General features: G+C 67.5%; 13 protein-coding genes and 1 tRNA gene. 1 reads left to right on the forward strand and 13 read right to left on the reverse strand.

Annotated features, from left to right (window positions below; all coding sequences use genetic code 11):
* Nucleotides 1-2 precede the first annotated feature (2 nt).
* Nucleotides 3-1,589, reverse strand: a complete 1,587-nt coding sequence (locus NVS89_RS15570; protein ID WP_258733684.1) for an ATP-binding protein — start codon at nucleotides 1,587-1,589, stop codon at nucleotides 3-5.
* A gap of 538 nt (nucleotides 1,590-2,127) precedes the next feature.
* Here NVS89_RS15570 and NVS89_RS15575 point away from each other — a divergent pair.
* A complete protein-coding gene (locus NVS89_RS15575) occupies nucleotides 2,128-3,228 on the forward strand; it encodes a helix-turn-helix domain-containing protein (protein WP_258733685.1) in 1,101 nt (366 codons plus the stop codon).
* A gap of 317 nt (nucleotides 3,229-3,545) precedes the next feature.
* Here NVS89_RS15575 and NVS89_RS15580 read toward each other — a convergent pair whose 3' ends face one another.
* From NVS89_RS15580 to NVS89_RS15635, 12 genes are all read right to left on the reverse strand, one after another.
* The gene (locus NVS89_RS15580; RefSeq protein WP_258733686.1) at nucleotides 3,546-5,003 is read right to left on the reverse strand and encodes a DUF1254 domain-containing protein; all 1,458 of its coding nucleotides are present in this window, start codon (nucleotides 5,001-5,003) and stop codon (nucleotides 3,546-3,548) included.
* A 186-nt stretch (nucleotides 5,004-5,189) separates the two neighbouring features.
* On the reverse strand, nucleotides 5,190-5,321 hold the full coding sequence (locus NVS89_RS15585; RefSeq protein ID WP_258733687.1) for a hypothetical protein: 132 nt from the start codon (nucleotides 5,319-5,321) through the stop codon (nucleotides 5,190-5,192).
* The gene (locus NVS89_RS15590) at nucleotides 5,318-5,539 is read right to left on the reverse strand and encodes a hypothetical protein (protein WP_258733688.1); all 222 of its coding nucleotides are present in this window, start codon (nucleotides 5,537-5,539) and stop codon (nucleotides 5,318-5,320) included. The genes NVS89_RS15585 and NVS89_RS15590 overlap by 4 nt, the downstream gene beginning before the upstream one ends.
* A 349-nt stretch (nucleotides 5,540-5,888) precedes the next feature.
* On the reverse strand, nucleotides 5,889-6,680 hold the full coding sequence (locus NVS89_RS15595; RefSeq protein WP_258733689.1) for an ATP-binding cassette domain-containing protein: 792 nt from the start codon (nucleotides 6,678-6,680) through the stop codon (nucleotides 5,889-5,891).
* A complete protein-coding gene (locus NVS89_RS15600) occupies nucleotides 6,677-7,534 on the reverse strand; it encodes an alpha/beta hydrolase (RefSeq protein WP_258733690.1) in 858 nt (285 codons plus the stop codon). Before NVS89_RS15600 ends, NVS89_RS15595 begins: the two co-directional genes overlap by 4 nt.
* Nucleotides 7,531-9,540 carry a Fe(3+)-hydroxamate ABC transporter permease FhuB gene (gene fhuB, locus NVS89_RS15605; protein WP_258733691.1) on the reverse strand — a complete coding sequence of 670 codons (2,010 nt, stop codon included), beginning with the start codon at nucleotides 9,538-9,540 and terminating at the stop codon, nucleotides 7,531-7,533. The genes NVS89_RS15600 and fhuB overlap by 4 nt, the downstream gene beginning before the upstream one ends.
* Entirely contained in the window at nucleotides 9,533-10,411 is an 879-nt protein-coding gene (locus NVS89_RS15610; protein ID WP_258733692.1) for an iron-siderophore ABC transporter substrate-binding protein, read from the reverse strand. Before NVS89_RS15610 ends, fhuB begins: the two co-directional genes overlap by 8 nt.
* Nucleotides 10,412-10,443: 32 nt before the next feature.
* Nucleotides 10,444-12,885, reverse strand: coding sequence for a TonB-dependent siderophore receptor (locus NVS89_RS15615; RefSeq protein ID WP_258733693.1), 2,442 nt, complete (start codon nucleotides 12,883-12,885; stop codon nucleotides 10,444-10,446).
* Nucleotides 12,886-13,009: 124 nt separating this feature from the next.
* Nucleotides 13,010-13,993 carry a FecR family protein gene (locus NVS89_RS15620; protein ID WP_258733694.1) on the reverse strand — a complete coding sequence of 328 codons (984 nt, stop codon included), beginning with the start codon at nucleotides 13,991-13,993 and terminating at the stop codon, nucleotides 13,010-13,012.
* A gap of 93 nt (nucleotides 13,994-14,086) precedes the next feature.
* Nucleotides 14,087-14,581, reverse strand: coding sequence for an RNA polymerase sigma factor (locus tag NVS89_RS15625; RefSeq protein ID WP_258733695.1), 495 nt, complete (start codon nucleotides 14,579-14,581; stop codon nucleotides 14,087-14,089).
* 431 nt (nucleotides 14,582-15,012) lie between these two features.
* Nucleotides 15,013-15,100, reverse strand: a tRNA-Ser gene (locus NVS89_RS15630).
* Between the two features lie 195 nt (nucleotides 15,101-15,295).
* Nucleotides 15,296-15,976, reverse strand: a complete 681-nt coding sequence (locus NVS89_RS15635) for a GntR family transcriptional regulator (protein WP_258733696.1) — start codon at nucleotides 15,974-15,976, stop codon at nucleotides 15,296-15,298.
* Between the last annotated feature and the right edge of the window lie 87 nt (nucleotides 15,977-16,063).

Raw genomic sequence — 16,063 nt, forward strand, 5'->3', positions numbered from 1 at the left:
CCTCAGTCGGCAGGCGTCGCCTCGGGCGCGCGGGCGCCCGCCGGCGCGTTGGGATCGCCCGGTTCGGTCTCCCAGGCGAGGCCCGGAATGGCGATGATGCGCCGGCCCTGCCCGTCGAGGCGGCACACGATCACCTGCCGCTCCTCCATATAGGCGAGCAGCCGCCGCGCCCGGCCCGGCGAGCGGCTGCCGAAGGCCTGCGCTACCTCCGCGTCGGACGGACAGGGGCGGCGGTCGAAGGCGGCGCGCGCCACGGTGAGGAAGGTGCCCTGCATGTCCTCGGGCAGCGCGCCGGCCATGGCGAGCACCTCGCCCCACGGGGAATCGTCCGCCTCCGCCTCGGCGAGGTCGATGCCGGCATGGGCCACGGCGAGCCGGCGACGGAAGGCCGGCAGGCTGAGCGGCTCGCCGCCGACCCGGCGGATCCGGCAGCGCACCAGAAAGTCCTGATAGAGCACGGCGATGGTGCGGAACGCGGCGTCGCTCTCGCCCAATATCTCGCGCAGCGCCGCGTCGATCGCCGCCTGGCGCTGCTCCGCCGACAAGGCGGGCACGGCGGGGGCAGGCGCGGGCGCGGGCTGCGGGGCATTCGCCGGCGTACCCTCGGGGGCGCCATCGACGCCTGCGGGCACCTGCGGCACGCTGCGGGCGAGCTGGGCGAGCACGTCGGCCGTCGAGGCCACCGGCGGCGGCCGCCTCGGCGCGAAAAGGCGGTCCTCGTCGGCGCCGGGCATGAAGATGAGATCGTGCGCGTCCTCGACCGAGGCGGGCTGCGGCATCGGCATCAGCTTCGGGCTGGTGGAGCGCGCGGCGGTCTGCACCGGGCCGATATGGACGGGCAGCGGGCGCCGCGAAAGCGCCGGGCCGAGGGCGATGAAGTGGCCGCTCTTCAGATCGCGGAACATCTCCGCCTGCCGCCGCTCCATGCCGAGCAGGTCGGCGGCGCGGGCCATGTCGATGTCGAGGAAGGTGCGGCCCATGAGGAAGTTGGAGGCTTCCGCCGCCACGTTCTTGGCGAGCTTGGCGAGGCGCTGGGTGGCGATGACGCCGGCAAGGCCGCGCTTGCGGCCGCGGCTCATGAGGTTGGTCATGGCGCCGAGCGAGACCTTGCGCGCCTCGTCGGAGACCTCGCCGGCCGCCATCGGGGCGAAGAGCTGCGCCTCGTCCACGACCACGAGCATCGGGTACCAGAAGTCCCGGTCCGCATCGAACAGGCCGCCGAGGAAGGCGGCAGCGGCGCGCATCTGCTGCTCGGCGTCGAGCTCCTCGAGGTTCAGCACCACCGAGACCCGATGCTGGCGCACCCGCGCGGCGATGCGCTGGAGGTCCGCCTCGCCCCGCCGCGTATCCACCACCACATGGCCGTAGCGTTCCGCCAGGGTGACGAAGTCGCCTTCGGGATCGATCACCGCCTGCTGCACCCAGGGCGCGCTCTGCTCCATGAGGCGGCGCAGCAGGTGCGACTTGCCGGAGCCGGAATTGCCCTGCACCAGCAGCCGGGTGGCGAGCAGTTCCTCGAGGTCGAGCGCCGCCGGGCTCCCGTCGGGACGGGTGCCGAGATCGACGGACACCTTGGCGGCTGCCGTCATCGCGGCGCCGGTCCGGCAGCGTGGGGGCGAAGGGTCATGGCAGGACTCATATCGATTCCCGCCCCGCGTTCAACCGCGCCGGGCAACGTTCCACCCCTCAATGCCGGGCGCGCGGTAAGCTTGTGACGACGCTCGCAAGCCGCGCGCCGCCGGGTTTCCTACCTCTGAAGCGGAAGGCGCGGAGGCGGCGGCATGGCGATGGTGCTGAACAGAGCTGCGCTCACCCTCCGGCGGCGCGGTAGCCGTTCGAGCCGTGCCATGATGGGCAGGACGCGTGATGACCGATCGCCGCCGCATCATCGCGCACCTGACGAGCATCCGGGCACCTCCCTCCCCTCCGGCACGGAAAGGTGTCGGACGGCCGGAAAATCAAACGGCGGCACTGCTTCCCTTGCGCCGCATCCCCGGAACGGCGCCGCCCCGGAGGGCGCCGACGTGTCACCTTCCGGCCTATGCAGCTTCCGCTTGCGCACCACGCGAAGTTTCGTCATGACCGACGCTGGCGTTTTACAATTTCACGACGGCCGGGAGGCGACGGATGGCGATTGACCGATCGGTGCCCCTCGTCCGCGCAAACGGCCTCGGTCCGCTTCCGGCGGTGTTGGAACAGCGGGCCGGGGAGCGCGCCCTCTGGAGCACCTTCGAACAGGAAGGGCTGCCCGTCGCGGTGCTCGGCGCGCCGCAGACGCCCGTGCCGCTGGGCTCCATGATCGCCGTCTTCGAAAGATGCGCTCGCCTTCTGGGCGACCGGACGTTCGGGGTCGATGTCGGCTTCGAAATGGCGAAGGCGTGGGGTTATGGCGTGTGGGGCATGTACGGCGCCGCCGCCCCGACGCTCGGCCAGGCGATCGAGCGCTATTGCCGGACCTTTCGCGCCCACGCCGTCAGCGGGAGGCTGGAGCTTGTCCAGCGCGGCGTTCACCAGGTCTGGCGCTGCGTAGGACCGCCGTTCAGCCTGCCGGCCATCCAACACGCCGATCACCTGATCGGACCGATGATACTCATCGCCAGAGAGTATCTCGGCTCCCGATGGACGCCGAAATGGATCGAAGTCTCCTATCCCCGCGACGCTGATGCCCATCTGCTCGAAGACAGGCTGCAGATTCCGATCCGCTACGGCCACGGCGGCACGGGGCTGGCCTTCGCTGCCGAAGATCTCCTCGCGCCGCGGGTGCGGGGTCCGGCGAAGGGTTCCGACGTCGTGACGCTGCGGGAAGTCGTCGCCGATCTGGTTCTGTCGCGCGCCTCCGAACCGGCCCGCTCCGTTTCGGCCATCGTGGCGCTGCGGCTTCTCGACGGGCAGACCGACATCGATGGGACGGCGCGCATGGCCGGCGCGAGCGTCCGCCACCTGCAACGCATGCTTGGCCAGGAAGGCTACACCTATCGCGAGGTGATCGACGCGGCGCGCAGGGCGCGGGCGCTCAGCCTCTTGCGGGAATCGGAAAGACCGATCCTCGAAGTTGCGATGCTGCTCGGCTATGAGGATCACGCCAGCTTCTCCAGGGCCTTCCGGCGCTGGATGGGCTGCACGCCCTCGGAATTCAGGGCGGCACACGGCGCTGGAAGGGAACCCTTGATCGGCGCGCCGGAGGGGCCCGAGGAAGCATCGGCGGCCGAGGCCGGATTCGGTTCCTGATTGGCCCGCGCTCACTGCCGGTCGTCGATTATGCCGCAGTGACGGGTGAGCCGGCCGAGCAGCGCGATGGTCAGCTTGGCGTCGCCGAAGACTCACGGCTCTCTCGGCTTTGAACCTCGTGACGCCCTTCCTTCCTCCGGGATAAGCCCGGGCGAGCGGCGGATCGCGCCGCCCCCATGCGCGGCTTGTCGAGGCAGCTCCTTCTCGCGGCTTTGCGGCGCGCGCGCCGGGACGGCGCGACGCGCATGCGAGCCCCTCACCCCGGCCGCGCCGGAAAGGGACCGCATGCGCATCGTCATCCCGTCCGCTGCGGGCCGCTACTGGGCCCTTTGCATCGGAAGCGCTTTGACCTTGGCGATCGCCGGCGGCGCCCATTTCCCGATCAGCGCCTCGGGACGCGGTGCATAAAGCCGCATCGTCACGTTGAATGGACCGTCGGGCGCCGGGAGCCAGTTCGCCTCCTTGTCCTTGCCGGGGCTGTCCTTCTGGAAATAAAGGTCGATCGACCCGTCGGGATTGCGCTCGAGGGGCATCCAGCTCGACAGCGCGAACCGGTTCAGGCTGTTCGCGACCTGGAAGCCGTCATTGTCGTAGATGGTGACCGACCAGAACGCGTCGACCGGCGGAATCTGCGACGCCTCGAAATGCAGGACATAGCGGTTCGCGCCGTCGAGCGGCTGTCCGTCGCCGTCGGTCACCGCGATCGGATAGATCGCATCCTGCGGCACGTTGGCGCCGAGGCCGATCTGCGTGAGGATCGCCCGCTTCAGATAATAGTCGCCATAGACGCCCACCGTGTCGACGTCCATGGACCATCCGTTGACGGTTTCCGCGATCCTCGGCGCCTTCCAGGCCATCAGCTGCTGTGCCGTCTTCGGCGCGGCCTCGATGGCCGCCTTCACGATCGGATCGGCGCCGTCGAAATCGAAGCTCTCGCCGCGCCGCAGGCCAAGCCGCTCCATGCGCGCGATGATCGGCTGGTCCGTGAGGTGCGGAGGGGCGACCTTCAGAAGCTCGGCCGCATAGGTGAAATAGTCCTTTCCGGCCATGGTATCGACCTGGACCTTCGGCGGCGTCTTCGTGTCGACGGTCGGGTCCGGCGAGAATTTCGGCGGCGAGATCTCCTGCCCCCATTTCGACAGGGGCGTGATCTTGAATCCGTCCTGGATCTTGTGAACGGCCGCGTAGTCCGAAGGGCCGTCGGTCTTGGTGCGCCCGATGATCCAGACCAGCGGCGTCGGCGCTTCAATCCTGCGCGTGCCCTCGGGAAGGCCGAGCGCCTTCGCGAAATCCTCGCCCAGCTCCGGCCGCCAGCCGGGCGGCGTCACGAGGAAGTTCGCCGCCTTGGTGCCGGTCGTCCGCCAGCCCGGTGAGGCGAAGACATCCGTCCACATGTCGAGCATGGGAAGCAGGTAGTAGCGCCCGCCAGTATCGGGAACCGAGACGATCGCGGGTTCCCTGGTCAGGTCGAGGAAGGTGGAGGAGTAGAGCGTGTCGAAGTTCGGCCGAACCACCGCCTTCTCGTTCGCGGGCGGATAGGCGCGAACATTCGTGAACCAGTTCTCCGGCCCGCCGAAGGCGTTCTTGGCCGGATCGAGGCTGGTCATCTGCCGCCTCGTCAGGTCCATGGTGACGAGCGGATAGACATACAGATACGCCTCCACGGCGATCGTATTCGCCTCTTCCTGGGTGAGATTCTGAGTGTGGCCGGCTCCGGCTCCCAGCAGAAGGGAGGCCGCGAGCATCGTTGCCGCCATCGCCGTTCGTGGCTTCATTGCTTTTCTCCAGATCTTAAAATTCGTTTCGGTCGACTGGCCGGCGCGGCGCGAAGACCGAGCGGCGCCTGTTTCCCATTGTTCACGACGGCCTCATTTCGCTTCCGGGAGACCCTTCACTGCTGTTCTTGTCGGCTTTCTTCCGGCGGTCCGACGCCGCTGGGAATGACGAGTGGGATGGACGTGTCAGCCATGGTCGCTTTCCTTGTTCATCCCGCACAGCGCGGCCGAGAGAAAGCCGGCGCCGAAGCCGAAGGCCGCCGCCAGCCAAAGGCCGAGGAGAAACATCCAGAGCGATAATGAGACGGTCGCGTTCATTGCGCCGCCTCCCGAAACCCGGAAGGTGCGCGCGTCAGCGGCGCGGCATCGGCCATCAGCGCACGGGCGCTGGCGCGCAGCTTCGCCACGGGGACCGCGTCGACGATCTGCGTGATCTGCTCGGTGCTGGTGTCGGCGAACACGCAGGTCGCCTCGTCGGAGTTGAACCCTATCCCGACCGTCAGTTCGCGCGGCTCTCCTCGTGCGGCGCGGCGCATGCAGTTTCCCAATTTCGGTTTCCTCGTTCTTCTTCTGCGAGGCCGACAATGGGATCAATTCGCCGCGAAGAGCTTTGCATTTCCCGTCATCGGCTATCACGGGTTGAAGATCGATTGCGTCCTCCGGGTCGCAAACATGCAAGCGAGATCGATCGCCGGCGCGACCGTAGGCAGGCGCGCGCCACATTAAAAAGTGCAATACATCAATGAATTACGCGATGTCGTTGGCGGAGCCGTGCCAGCCAAGCGCGGCTCCGGACACGCCTGGCACCGCTCGAGTGACACAGCCTTCACAGCAGGGGCAGGTCCGGTCCATTTCCGTCCAAACCCATCTCACCCCGGCGCGCCATCACTCCCGCGGCACGGCAACATCTCGTCCGCTCTCCTGGCGGATCACTTCCATCTCGATCCCGTAGATCGCCCGGAGCGTCGGCGGCGTGATGATGTCCTCCGGCGCGCCACGCGCGATCATCCTGCCGCTGTGCAGCGCGATGATGTCGTCGCAGTAGCGTGCGGCCATGTTCACGTCGTGGAGCACGACGATGACGCCCGTACCGTTCTCGCGGCAGAGCGAGCGGACCAGATCCAGCACTTCGAGCTGGTGGGCGATGTCGAGCGCCGAGGTCGGCTCGTCGAGGAGAAGGCAGCGGGCGTCCTGCGCCACCAGCATCGCGATCCACACGCGCTGGCGCTCGCCGCCCGACAATGTGTCCACCAGCCGGTGCGCGAGGGATCCGGTGCTGGTCAGCTCGATCGCCTGCTCGACCTTGCGGCGATCCTCGGCCGAGAAACGGCCCAGCGCCCCGTGCCAGGGATAGCGGCCCAGCGCGATCAGTTCGCGCCCGGTCATGCCGCCGGTCGCCGGCGCGGTCTGCGGCAGATAGGCGACGCGGCGGGCGAAGGCGCGGGTGCTCCAGTCGTCGAGCGGGCGTCCTTCGAAACCGATATGGCCACCACTCGCCTCAAGCTGCCGGCCGAGCAGTTTGAGCAGGGTGGACTTGCCTGAGCCATTATGGCCGATCAGCCCGACGACCTTGCCCGCCGGCACCTTCAGGCTGAGAGGATGCAGCAACATGCGCCCGTCCACGCTGAAATGCGCGTCGGCCAGCTCGAACAGCGTCTCTGCGGAAGTGTCCGTCATGCCGGATCCCGACCAAAGGCGAAGCGGATGCCGAGATTGATGGTCGCGGGCAGCACCGACATGTGCGTCTCGCCGGGCAGGAAGACGTATTGCGTGGTTAGCCCCGGCGCCATCGCCAGCCGTTCCGCCATCTCCCTTGTGTGGTCGACGATCCGGCTCTCCTCGAAGTTGGCGAGCCGCTTCTCCTCATCGCAGGCGCCGACCTGAAACGGCGCGAGCTTCTGCTCATACTCGCCGACCAGCAGCATCACCCGGCCCTCATGGGTGTCTCCCTTGGCGACGAAGGCCTCCGCCGCGGCGACGATCCCGCCGCCCTCCCACCAGATGGCGGGACTGGAGGAGATCCAGCGGGAGAAGGCTGTCGGACGACGGAATAAAGCGTGCAGCACGAAAAGCCCGCCGAAGGAATGGCCGAGGATCGACTGACGGCTCGTGTCGATCGGCACGCGCCGGGCGATTTCGGGCTTCAGCTCGTCTTCGATGAAGGCGAGGAACGCGTCGGCGCCACCGGTGCGGACGTCCGGGCCATCGGCCGTGAAGGGCGGGTAGGTCTTGCCCGGCGGCGGGCCGAGATCCCAGGAACGGCGCACGCCGTCATAGGCATCGTCGACGGGATAGCCGATGCCGACCATCACGCCCCACTCGATTCCGGTGCCGAGCGGCCAGGCGGCCTGCACCCGCATCGTGTCCGCCGCGGTTCCGGCGACCGCATTGGCATCGGTGTAATAGAGCACCGGCCAGCCCTCCGCTGGCGGCTCACCCGGCGGCTGATAGAGGAAGATGCGCCAGGTGGCACTCCCATCGCCCGGCGCAAGATCGAAAACCGTCGTTTGAGGAATGAGGGCGGCGGTCATGGTGTCTGCCTGCGTGTGAGGAGCCAGAGGAACACGGGGGCTCCGATCGCCGAAGCGACCAGACCCGCGGGGAGTTGCCAGGGAAAGGCGATGGTGCGGCCGATGAAGTCGGCGCCGACCATGATCGCGCTCCCGAGCAACGCGGCGCCGACAAGTTCGGGCAAGGCCCGCCGGAGCCCGGCGAGACGGGCGAGCGGCGGGGCAACCAGCCCGACAAAGGACAGCGGCCCGACCAGCAGCGTCGCGAGAGCGGTCGCAAGCGCGGCCAGCGCGAGCAGCAGCGAACGGCTCAAGAGCGACGAGATACCGAGCGCCCGCGCGGAGGCATCGCCGAGCGGCAGGATTTCGAGCCAGCGCGCGACCATCGGCAGCGCCGCAAGCACCAGCGCGGCGGCAACGATGCTGCCGATGGCGGAAGCGGTATCGACCCCGTAGGTGGAGCCGGTCATCCAGTTGAACAGGCGCATGGCGCGCGGATCGCCGCTCGCCATCAGGATGCTGACGAGGGAATCGAGCAACGCCCCGATGGCGATGCCTGCCAGGATCACCCGCTCAGGCGCCCCTTTCGACGCACGCGCAAGGGCCAGGATCACAACCAGAGCCAGCGATGCACCCGCCGTCGTGGCGAGCACCTGCCCGGTACGGGCGGATAAATCGAACAGGAACAGCGCGACCATGAGCCCGCCGGCCGCACCCGCGCTCACGCCCAGCACTTCCGGGCTCGCCATCGGGTTGCCGGTCATGCGCTGGAGGATGCCGCCGGCCACGGCCAGCAATGTTCCGCCCGCAATCGCCGCGAGAATGCGTGGGAATCGAAGCGACCACAGCAGATCGCCCGGCAGCGCGGCGCCCCATCCTTTCACGCCTGGCCCGACGGTTGCCGAAATCGCGGAAACGACCAGCAGCAGAACGGCCAGCCCGGCGAGAAGCGGTGCCGGGCGGATCATGTTCATCGCAGGCGAGATGAGCCCGGAGACGCTGTGCGGCGGCAGGTTGAGCCGGGGCACCATCCACAGCAGCAGCGGCGCGCCGAGCATCGCCGTGACGGCGCCGGTCGGCAGCATCATCTCATAGGAACTGGAGAGCAGCATCACCATCTGGTCGGTGAGGCAAAGCAGGGCAGCGCCAAGCAGCGCGGCCGCGACCAGCCGCGAGCCGAGCCGTCGTGCTCCGCTCAGGCGGGCGAGCACGGGAGCCGCCAGGCCGATGAACCCGAAGCTGCCGACACTGGCGACGACGAAGGCGCTCAGCGCCACCGCCACAGCCAGCGCGGCAAAGCGGAACAGCCTGAGCGACAGGCCGAGGCTGCGCGCCGCGGAATCCTCGAGCCCCAGCAGCGTCAGCGGCCGGAGCAGCAGCACCGCCGCGATGCCCGCCACGGCGATGCGCGGCGCCAGCTCGGCGGCAACCGACCAGTCCTGCTGGCTCAGCGAGCCCGCACCCCACAGAAACAGCCCGGCGAGGTAGTGGCTGTTGAACAGGGTAAGCAGCGCCGCCAGCGAAGCGCAGGCAAGGCCAGTCACCATGCCGGCGAGGATGACGACCAGCGGCGCAAAGCCGCTGCGCCGCGACAGCAGCAATACGAGCAGAATGGCGAGCAGCCCGCCCCCTAACGCCACCCATTCCCGCCCGAAGCCGATGAGCACCGGGGCGAAGATCAGCGTTGCGCCGAGAGCGAGATTGGCACCCGCCTCGACGCCGAGCGTGGTCGGCGAGGCGATCGGGTTGCGCAGCACCTGCTGCAACAGAGCACCCGACAGCCCAAGCGCAGCACCGGCCAGCAGGCTGACGGCGAGACGCGGTGCGAGGCTGTAGAACACCAGCAGTTCGGCGATATCGGCCGTGTCGGGCTCGACGAGCGCGCGCCACCATTTTTGGGGCGGCAGTTGCATCGACAGATTGGCCGTGCAGGCGAGGACCGCCGGGAGGCCCAGCAGCAGAACCAGCGCAAGCGGGCGCAGCTTCGGACGCATGCCGCCCGAGCTCGACACGGCCACATCACCCATTGGACGGCGCTCCGCCGAGCACGAGCGATATCTGCCGCGCGAAACGCATGGCCGCAGGCAGCATGCCGAACATCAGCGCCGCCGGCAGTCGATAGATGCGCCCGGATTCGACCGCCGGCAGACGGTTCCAGAGCGGGCTGGCCGCGAGCCTGTCCAGCGTGTCGGGCGCAATCGGCTCGAGATAGGCGATGCCGCTCGCCGGGCTTACAGAGAGTTCCTCGATGCCGACCGTGTTGAAGCCCCAGTAATTGCTGGCTCGCGGCCAGCCATTGGTCAGGCCGCAACGTTCGAGAACGTCGCCGAACAGGCTGCCCCGGCCGTAGACACGCACGTGCCGGGTGTCGAGAAACTGGACGATCAGCAGCGATCTTCCGCCAAGACCCGCAGCGGCAAGGTGCTCGCGAACCTCGTCCATCACTGTCTGCGCCCGGGAAATGAGGTCCTCGCCGGCGCTCTCCATGCCGACGGCGCCGGCAAGCTCGCGCGTGGCCGCGACGCTGCGAGCGTAGATCGGACCCGGCGGCGGTGCATAGACCGAGAAGGTCCGCGTCGGCGCGAAGCGCTCCAGCAGCGGGGTGATGTCGTCGAGAAACGGCGTCGTGACGATGAGGTCCGGCTTGAGTGCAGCGAGCAGTTCGAGGTTCGGCTCGCGATCCGTGCCGAGATTGACGATATCCGCCGGCAAGGGAGGCTCGACCACCCAGTCCGCCCATGTATTCGGGTCCGGCACCGCAATGGGCGGCAGGCCCATTTCGATAAGCGTCTCGGCGAGGCCGAAATCCATCGCGGCGATGCGGGGCCGGCTGCCGGCAGTGACCGCCGCCGCCGAAAAGGGGCGCGCGAGGACGCCGGCCGCGAGCCCGCCGAGCATGAGCGCCCGGCGGGAATGCAGGGAGCCGCGCATCACCAGCGGTACTTCAGGCCCGCCAGAACCGTGCGCGGGGCACCGAGATAGCAATAGCCGGCGTCACAGGTGACGTAATCCTCGTCGAGCAGGTTCTGGGCGTTGACCTGCAGGCTCCAGCCCTTGAGCTTCGAATTGAGATACGAGAAGTCGTAGCTCAGCTTGGCGTCGACGAGCGTGTAGGCGTCGTTCTCGAAGGTGTTGAGACTGTCGCCCCAGGTCGCGCCGGTGTAGCGCACGCCGGCACCGACACCGAGGCCCGCCAGCGTGGTGCCGGGCTGGAACTGGTAGTCGGCCCAGATCGCAAAAGCGTTCTGCGGCTGGCCCGAAGGCGTCAGGCCGATCGTCGTCGGATCGCCGGCCACATTGGTGAGGTCGAGATAGGTGTAAGCACCGCGAACGCGCCAGCCGGCCCCGAGATTGGCGACCGCCTCGAGTTCGAAGCCGCGGGCCCGCACCTCGCCGGTCTGCACCTGGTAGAGCGGATTGCTTTCGTCGGTGACGAGCCCGTTCTCCTGGTTGATCTGGAACACGGCGGCGGTGAAGTAGCCGTCAAAGCCGACCGGCTGGTACTTCACGCCGGCTTCGATCTGCTTCGCCGTGGTCGGATCGAAGGAATCGCCATTGCTATCGACGCCAAGATTGGGCGCGAAGGAGGTCGAGTAGCTGACGTAAGGCGCAATGCCGTTGTCGAACAGATAGGTCAGGCCGGCACGCCAGGTGAACTCGCTGTCGTCGATGTTCTCGGTCGTGCTGTTGAGCAGATCCTCGTCCTTGCTGTCGACCCAGTCCTGACGTCCCGACAGGGTCAGGATCCAGCGATCGAACTGCATCTGATCCTGAATATAGAGGCCGGTCTGTGCCTGACGCTGGCGATAGCGCGACGAGTTGAAGGGCGGATCCTCGGTCGAGCCGAGCGGCTGGTTGGTGTTGTAGTCGTAATCCGCGGCGGTGCCGAAGCCGATGCCGCCATCGAGCGACAGATAGGTATAGTCGAGGCCCACCAGCAGCTTGTGCTCGATCGCGCCGGTGGCGAAATTGGCCTCCACCTGATTGTCGACGGCGAAGGCGTCCAGGAGGTCATGGACATAGCCGGTGTAGCGGCTGGCAATGTTGGTGTCCGGGTCGAGATCGTTCAGGCCGGTGTAGCGCACCGTGGTGTCGGCATTGCCGTAGCGCAGCTTCTGACGGACGGTGAAGACCTCGTTGAACTCGTGCTCGGCTTCGTAACCGACACGCCACTGTTCCTGCGGCTGGCTGTTATAGTCGCCGGGCGACCGGCTGAAGGTCTCGCTGCCCGTGCCATCCCAGGCATAGTACGGCAGCGACGCCGGGGTCTCCGACTTCTGATATTCGCCGAGGAAGGTGATCTTGGTCTGGTCCGTGGGCTTCCACGTCAGCGCCGGCGCGATGAAGGTCATGTCATTGACGCCGCCGCCGAGCGTGTTCGGCGAACCGGCATCGCGCAGCAGGCCGGTCAGGCGGTAGAGGAACTGGCCGTCCTTGTCGATCGGGCCGCCAATATCGAACTGGCCCTGCAGCCAGTCATAATTGCCGCCCTGCAGCTCGATCTCGCCGAAGGCCTCTTCGGTGGGACGCTTGGACTGGACATCGACCAGGCCACCCGGCGAACCGAGGCCGTAAAGCGCCGAGCTCGGGCCGCGCAATACCGATACGCTCTCGACGCCATAAGGCTCGATCTTGAACACCGACATGTTCGCGCCGGGCCAGCGCAGGCCGTCGCGGAAGATGCCGTTATAGGTGGTGTCGAAGCCGCGGATGGTAAAAACGTCGAAGCGCGGGTCGTAGCCACTCTGGCCGGTGCGCACGCCGGGCGTGTAGTCGACCGCCTGCGTCAGCGACTGCACATTGCGGTCATTGAGTTCCTGCCGTGTGACCACCGAAATCGATTGCGGCGTCTCGATCAGGGGCGTGTCGGTCTTGGTGCCGACCGTGCCGCGATTGGCGACATAGCCGACCGTGCCGCTACCCTCGCCTTCGACGGCGATGGTGTCGAGCGCGATGCCGCTGTCGGGGCCACCCATGCCCACGGAAGACGTCGGATCCTCGATGGTCACGCGGTTGGGCGCGGTGAAGCGGTAGGTCAGGCCGGTGCCGCGCAGCAGCGCGTCGAGCGCCTCGGGCGCACTCAAGGTGCCGGAGACCGCGGAAGAGCGGCGTCCACCGAACTTCGCCGTGTCATAGAACACCCGCACCCCGGCCTTCTGGGCGAAGGAGAGAATGGCCCGGTTAAGATCCTGCGCGGGGATGTCGAAAGCGATCTTCACCGGAGCAACGGTCGCCGTGCCTTGCGCCCGGGCGGCCGGCATCGAGAGGGCGAGACCTGCGACTGTCAGACCGAAGACCAGGGCATTGGCCGCCGCACCGGCGAAATAGTGCCCGCGCAGTCGTCCTGTGCTGCGATGTACTTGGGTCGTCATGAGGCGTCGTTCCTTCCAGATCGCACGGAGCGCATGCCGGGCGGCAATGCGCGGCGGTTCGCAGGAAGGAAGACAACTGAGCCGGCGGAGTCCGTAACGAAAAGTTGAGAAAATTCAGACGCGATCAGTAAAGCACTGTGATCAATGGATAAATCGATCTGGCGCTGATGCCGAGTTCAGCGGTCATCGTCTCTATGGCATCCCCGAGATCGTCGGTCGCAAACACACCGCTGACCCGGCGGCGGGCAAGCGTCTCGTCGAGGATGACGATGCGCCCGCGTCGGTAGCGGTTCAGCGTCTCGACCACATGACGAAGCGGCGTGCCGTTGAACACCAGCATGCCGCGGCGCCAGGCCGTTGCCGTCTCGACATCGCGCGAGCGCACGCGTCCCATGCCTCGCTCCGGTGTGTAGCGCACCTCTTCGCCGGGCGAGAGCACGACGCCTTGCCGCTCGCCGTTCCGCTGCAATGCCACATTGACCTGATGTTCGATCGCCAGCACGTCGGCGCCACTGCCGGCTTCTTCGATGACGAATTGCGTGCCCAGCGCCGTCGTGGTGCCGCCGGCCGCCTCGACCACGAAGGGGCGCGGTTCCCGGTCGGTGCGCGGCATGGCGGAGAAGAACACTTCGCCGGCAAGAAACTTCACCCGCCGCTCCTTGTCGTCGAAGTCGACGACGATGGCGCTCGCCGGGCCCAGTTCGACCGAACTGCCGTCGGTCAGCGTCACCGTCCGCAGTTCGCCCGGCGATGTGCGGTAGTCGGCCGTCGCCAGCAGCCACAGATCGCCGAACTGATAGCGCGCGATGCCGGCGCCGAGCGCCAGAAGGCCAAGCAGCGCACCGATCCTCACCGCACGCTGGGCCACCGAGCTTTTCCGGCGTGTACGCGAAAGGCCCCGCAAGGGACCCGGATCATGCCGCAGCAGGGAAAGCTCCCGCCATGTCGCGCCGGCCTCCTCAAAGGCGGCCCGGTGGTCCGGCGCCTCCTCGAGCCAGGAACGCAGCGCGCGCTGCTCCTCCTCGCTCAGCGGCGAGCCATCGAGGCGCGCCACCCACTCGGCGGCACGCATGCCGATCTCATCGGCGCGATCGTCGATGCTGCTCACTTCCGGGCTTTCGCAGTTCGATACCGTCCCGCTATAGGACAACTGAGCGGGGTCGACACAGTAAATCGAAGGTGCATCTGCGGCGATGCGACCTCAGCGGTCGCGCAGGCGGCGCGTCATATGCGCGATCGCCAGGGCGAGATGCTTCTGCACCGAACTCTCGGAAATGCGCAACTGCCGGGCGACTTCGGCATGGGTCAGGCCGTCAATGCGGTTCAGCGCGAAGATTTCCTGCGTGCGCCGGGGCAGTTCCTGCACGAGCAGGTGGATACGTTCCAGCTGGAGGCGCGAATCGACCACATCCTCGGGCGAGGGCTCATCGGCAGCTATTTCAGCAAAAGCCTCCGGTGCCACCGTGTCGGTACGGCGCCTTGCTTCCTGCTTGCGATGATTGAGCAGCAGGTTTCTCGCGATGGTATAAAGATAGGCCCGGATGTTCTGAATGCGCGTTTCCGGACGCTCCAGCACGTTTACGAACGTGTCCTGCACCAGATCGCACGCCGTATGTCCGTCGCCGAGCCGGCGCTGCAGATAGCTCCGCAGCTCCGCCTCGTGCGCTGAGAATACAAACGACAGATCGGACTGCATGAAACCGGCTCGTACTCCACATGGCCGCCGCGCACCCGAAGAGAGCTACCATGTGGCCCGCCCGAAGTTAAGTTCCTGGCAATACATTATAATTGTTGCAGAGTGTTATATTGGAACCGTTCCATCTTGCTCTGCACTTGAATGAAAGACGGTTTATTGTCATGCGCAGCGTGACTTTATACCTCCAACTCAAAGCTCAACTCTTTTCGGGGGCCTCGGAGGCGATTCCGTGATCGAGCCCCCCGTCGCTTCCTTCCCGTGCGCCGGGGGCGGCGATCGGCGGGATCATCCGAGTGCATTGGCCCAGCGCATCGAGGTCGGCGAGGGCGAGGTACGCATAACGGGATCGAAATCCAGCCGGCTCAAAACGCGTATGGCTGCGCAGGGGAGGGAATTCGGCGGGCATTGGCGTGCCCGGCTGCGGACTGAAATGGCGGAAGCGGTGGGATTCGAACCCACGAACCCTTGCGGGTTGCTGGTTTTCAAGACCAGTGCCTTCAACCACTCGGCCACACTTCCATACCGTGCCGCCGGGATGCCCGTCGGCCCTTCGCGCGCCGAAAGCCGCCTGGCGGGTCGCCGGTAGCCAGGTCCTGACGGAGCGCTGACGACCGATGCGCCGGGCGTTGCGCCCGGTTGCCTGCTTTAGTGCTCCCTCGCCGGCCGCGTCAACCGCCAGCGGCTCGCCCCTGCCCTTCCGCCCCAAGCGCCGGGCTAGGCGCCGCCGATCAGCCCCAGCCGGGCGCGGAAGGCGTCCCTTATATGGGCGCGCGCGGCCTGCTCGGCGCGGTCGGCGTCGCGCGCGGCGATCGCCTGCAGGATCGCGGCGTGTTCCCCCGTCGCTTCGCGTGCCCGCCCGGGAACGGCGAAGGTCGTGGAACCCAGCAGCGCGATCGCGTCGTGCAGCTCGCTCGAGGCGCTGTCGAGATAGGGGTTCCGGGCGGCGCGGTGGATCGCATCGTGGAACAGCCGGTTCAGTCGCGCCAGCTCGCGCTCGTCATCCTGCGGATGAGCGGCGAAGCGCGCCAGCAGGTCCTCCATCGCGGCGAGTTCCGGCGCCGAGGCGTGCTGGGCGGCGAGCCGCGCCGCCGCGCCCTCGATGATCTCGCGCATCACATAGAGGTCGACGATCTCGGTGGCGGAGAGCGAGCGCACCACGAGGCCGCGCCCGCCGACCGGCTCCAGCAGCCGCTTCTCCACCAGCCGGCCGAGCGCCTCGCGCACCGGCGTCCGGCTCACGCCCAGCCGCTCGGCGATGTCCTGCTCGCGCACCCGCTCGCCCGGCTTGAGCTCGCCATTGCGCAGCGCGTCGAGCACGAAGCGGTAGACGAACGTCCCGAGCGGCACCTGGGGCGCGGATGGCGAGGCGGCGGGTACGGGCTTGCGTGGATCCATCACATCTCGCGTTCCGTTCCGGCGCGGCGCGCCATTCCCCGCGCGCCGTCGCCGCTGCCTTTCATACATCAGCCATGGCCCGGCGAA

It is taken from the genome of Ancylobacter mangrovi (assembly GCF_024752355.1).
Lineage (GTDB): Bacteria > Pseudomonadota > Alphaproteobacteria > Rhizobiales > Xanthobacteraceae > Ancylobacter > Ancylobacter mangrovi.

Excerpts from the sequence above, each read along its gene's own strand:
- NVS89_RS15570 (WP_258733684.1), bottom strand. The coding sequence starts at position 1,589 with ATGACGGCAGCCGCCAAGGTGTCCGTCGATCTCGGCACCCGTCCCGAC.
- NVS89_RS15600 (WP_258733690.1), bottom strand. The coding sequence starts at position 7,534 with ATGACCGCCGCCCTCATTCCTCAAACGACGGTTTTCGATCTTGCGCCG.
- fhuB (WP_258733691.1), bottom strand. The coding sequence starts at position 9,540 with ATGGGTGATGTGGCCGTGTCGAGCTCGGGCGGCATGCGTCCGAAGCTG.
- NVS89_RS15575 (WP_258733685.1), top strand. The coding sequence starts at position 2,128 with ATGGCGATTGACCGATCGGTGCCCCTCGTCCGCGCAAACGGCCTCGGT.
- NVS89_RS15615 (WP_258733693.1), bottom strand. The coding sequence starts at position 12,885 with ATGACGACCCAAGTACATCGCAGCACAGGACGACTGCGCGGGCACTAT.
- NVS89_RS15580 (WP_258733686.1), bottom strand. The coding sequence starts at position 5,003 with ATGAAGCCACGAACGGCGATGGCGGCAACGATGCTCGCGGCCTCCCTT.
- NVS89_RS15635 (WP_258733696.1), bottom strand. The coding sequence starts at position 15,976 with ATGGATCCACGCAAGCCCGTACCCGCCGCCTCGCCATCCGCGCCCCAG.
- NVS89_RS15590 (WP_258733688.1), bottom strand. The coding sequence starts at position 5,539 with ATGCGCCGCGCCGCACGAGGAGAGCCGCGCGAACTGACGGTCGGGATA.
- NVS89_RS15595 (WP_258733689.1), bottom strand. The coding sequence starts at position 6,680 with ATGACGGACACTTCCGCAGAGACGCTGTTCGAGCTGGCCGACGCGCAT.
- NVS89_RS15585 (WP_258733687.1), bottom strand. The coding sequence starts at position 5,321 with ATGAACGCGACCGTCTCATTATCGCTCTGGATGTTTCTCCTCGGCCTT.
- NVS89_RS15610 (WP_258733692.1), bottom strand. The coding sequence starts at position 10,411 with ATGCTCGGCGGGCTCGCGGCCGGCGTCCTCGCGCGCCCCTTTTCGGCG.
- NVS89_RS15625 (WP_258733695.1), bottom strand. The coding sequence starts at position 14,581 with ATGCAGTCCGATCTGTCGTTTGTATTCTCAGCGCACGAGGCGGAGCTG.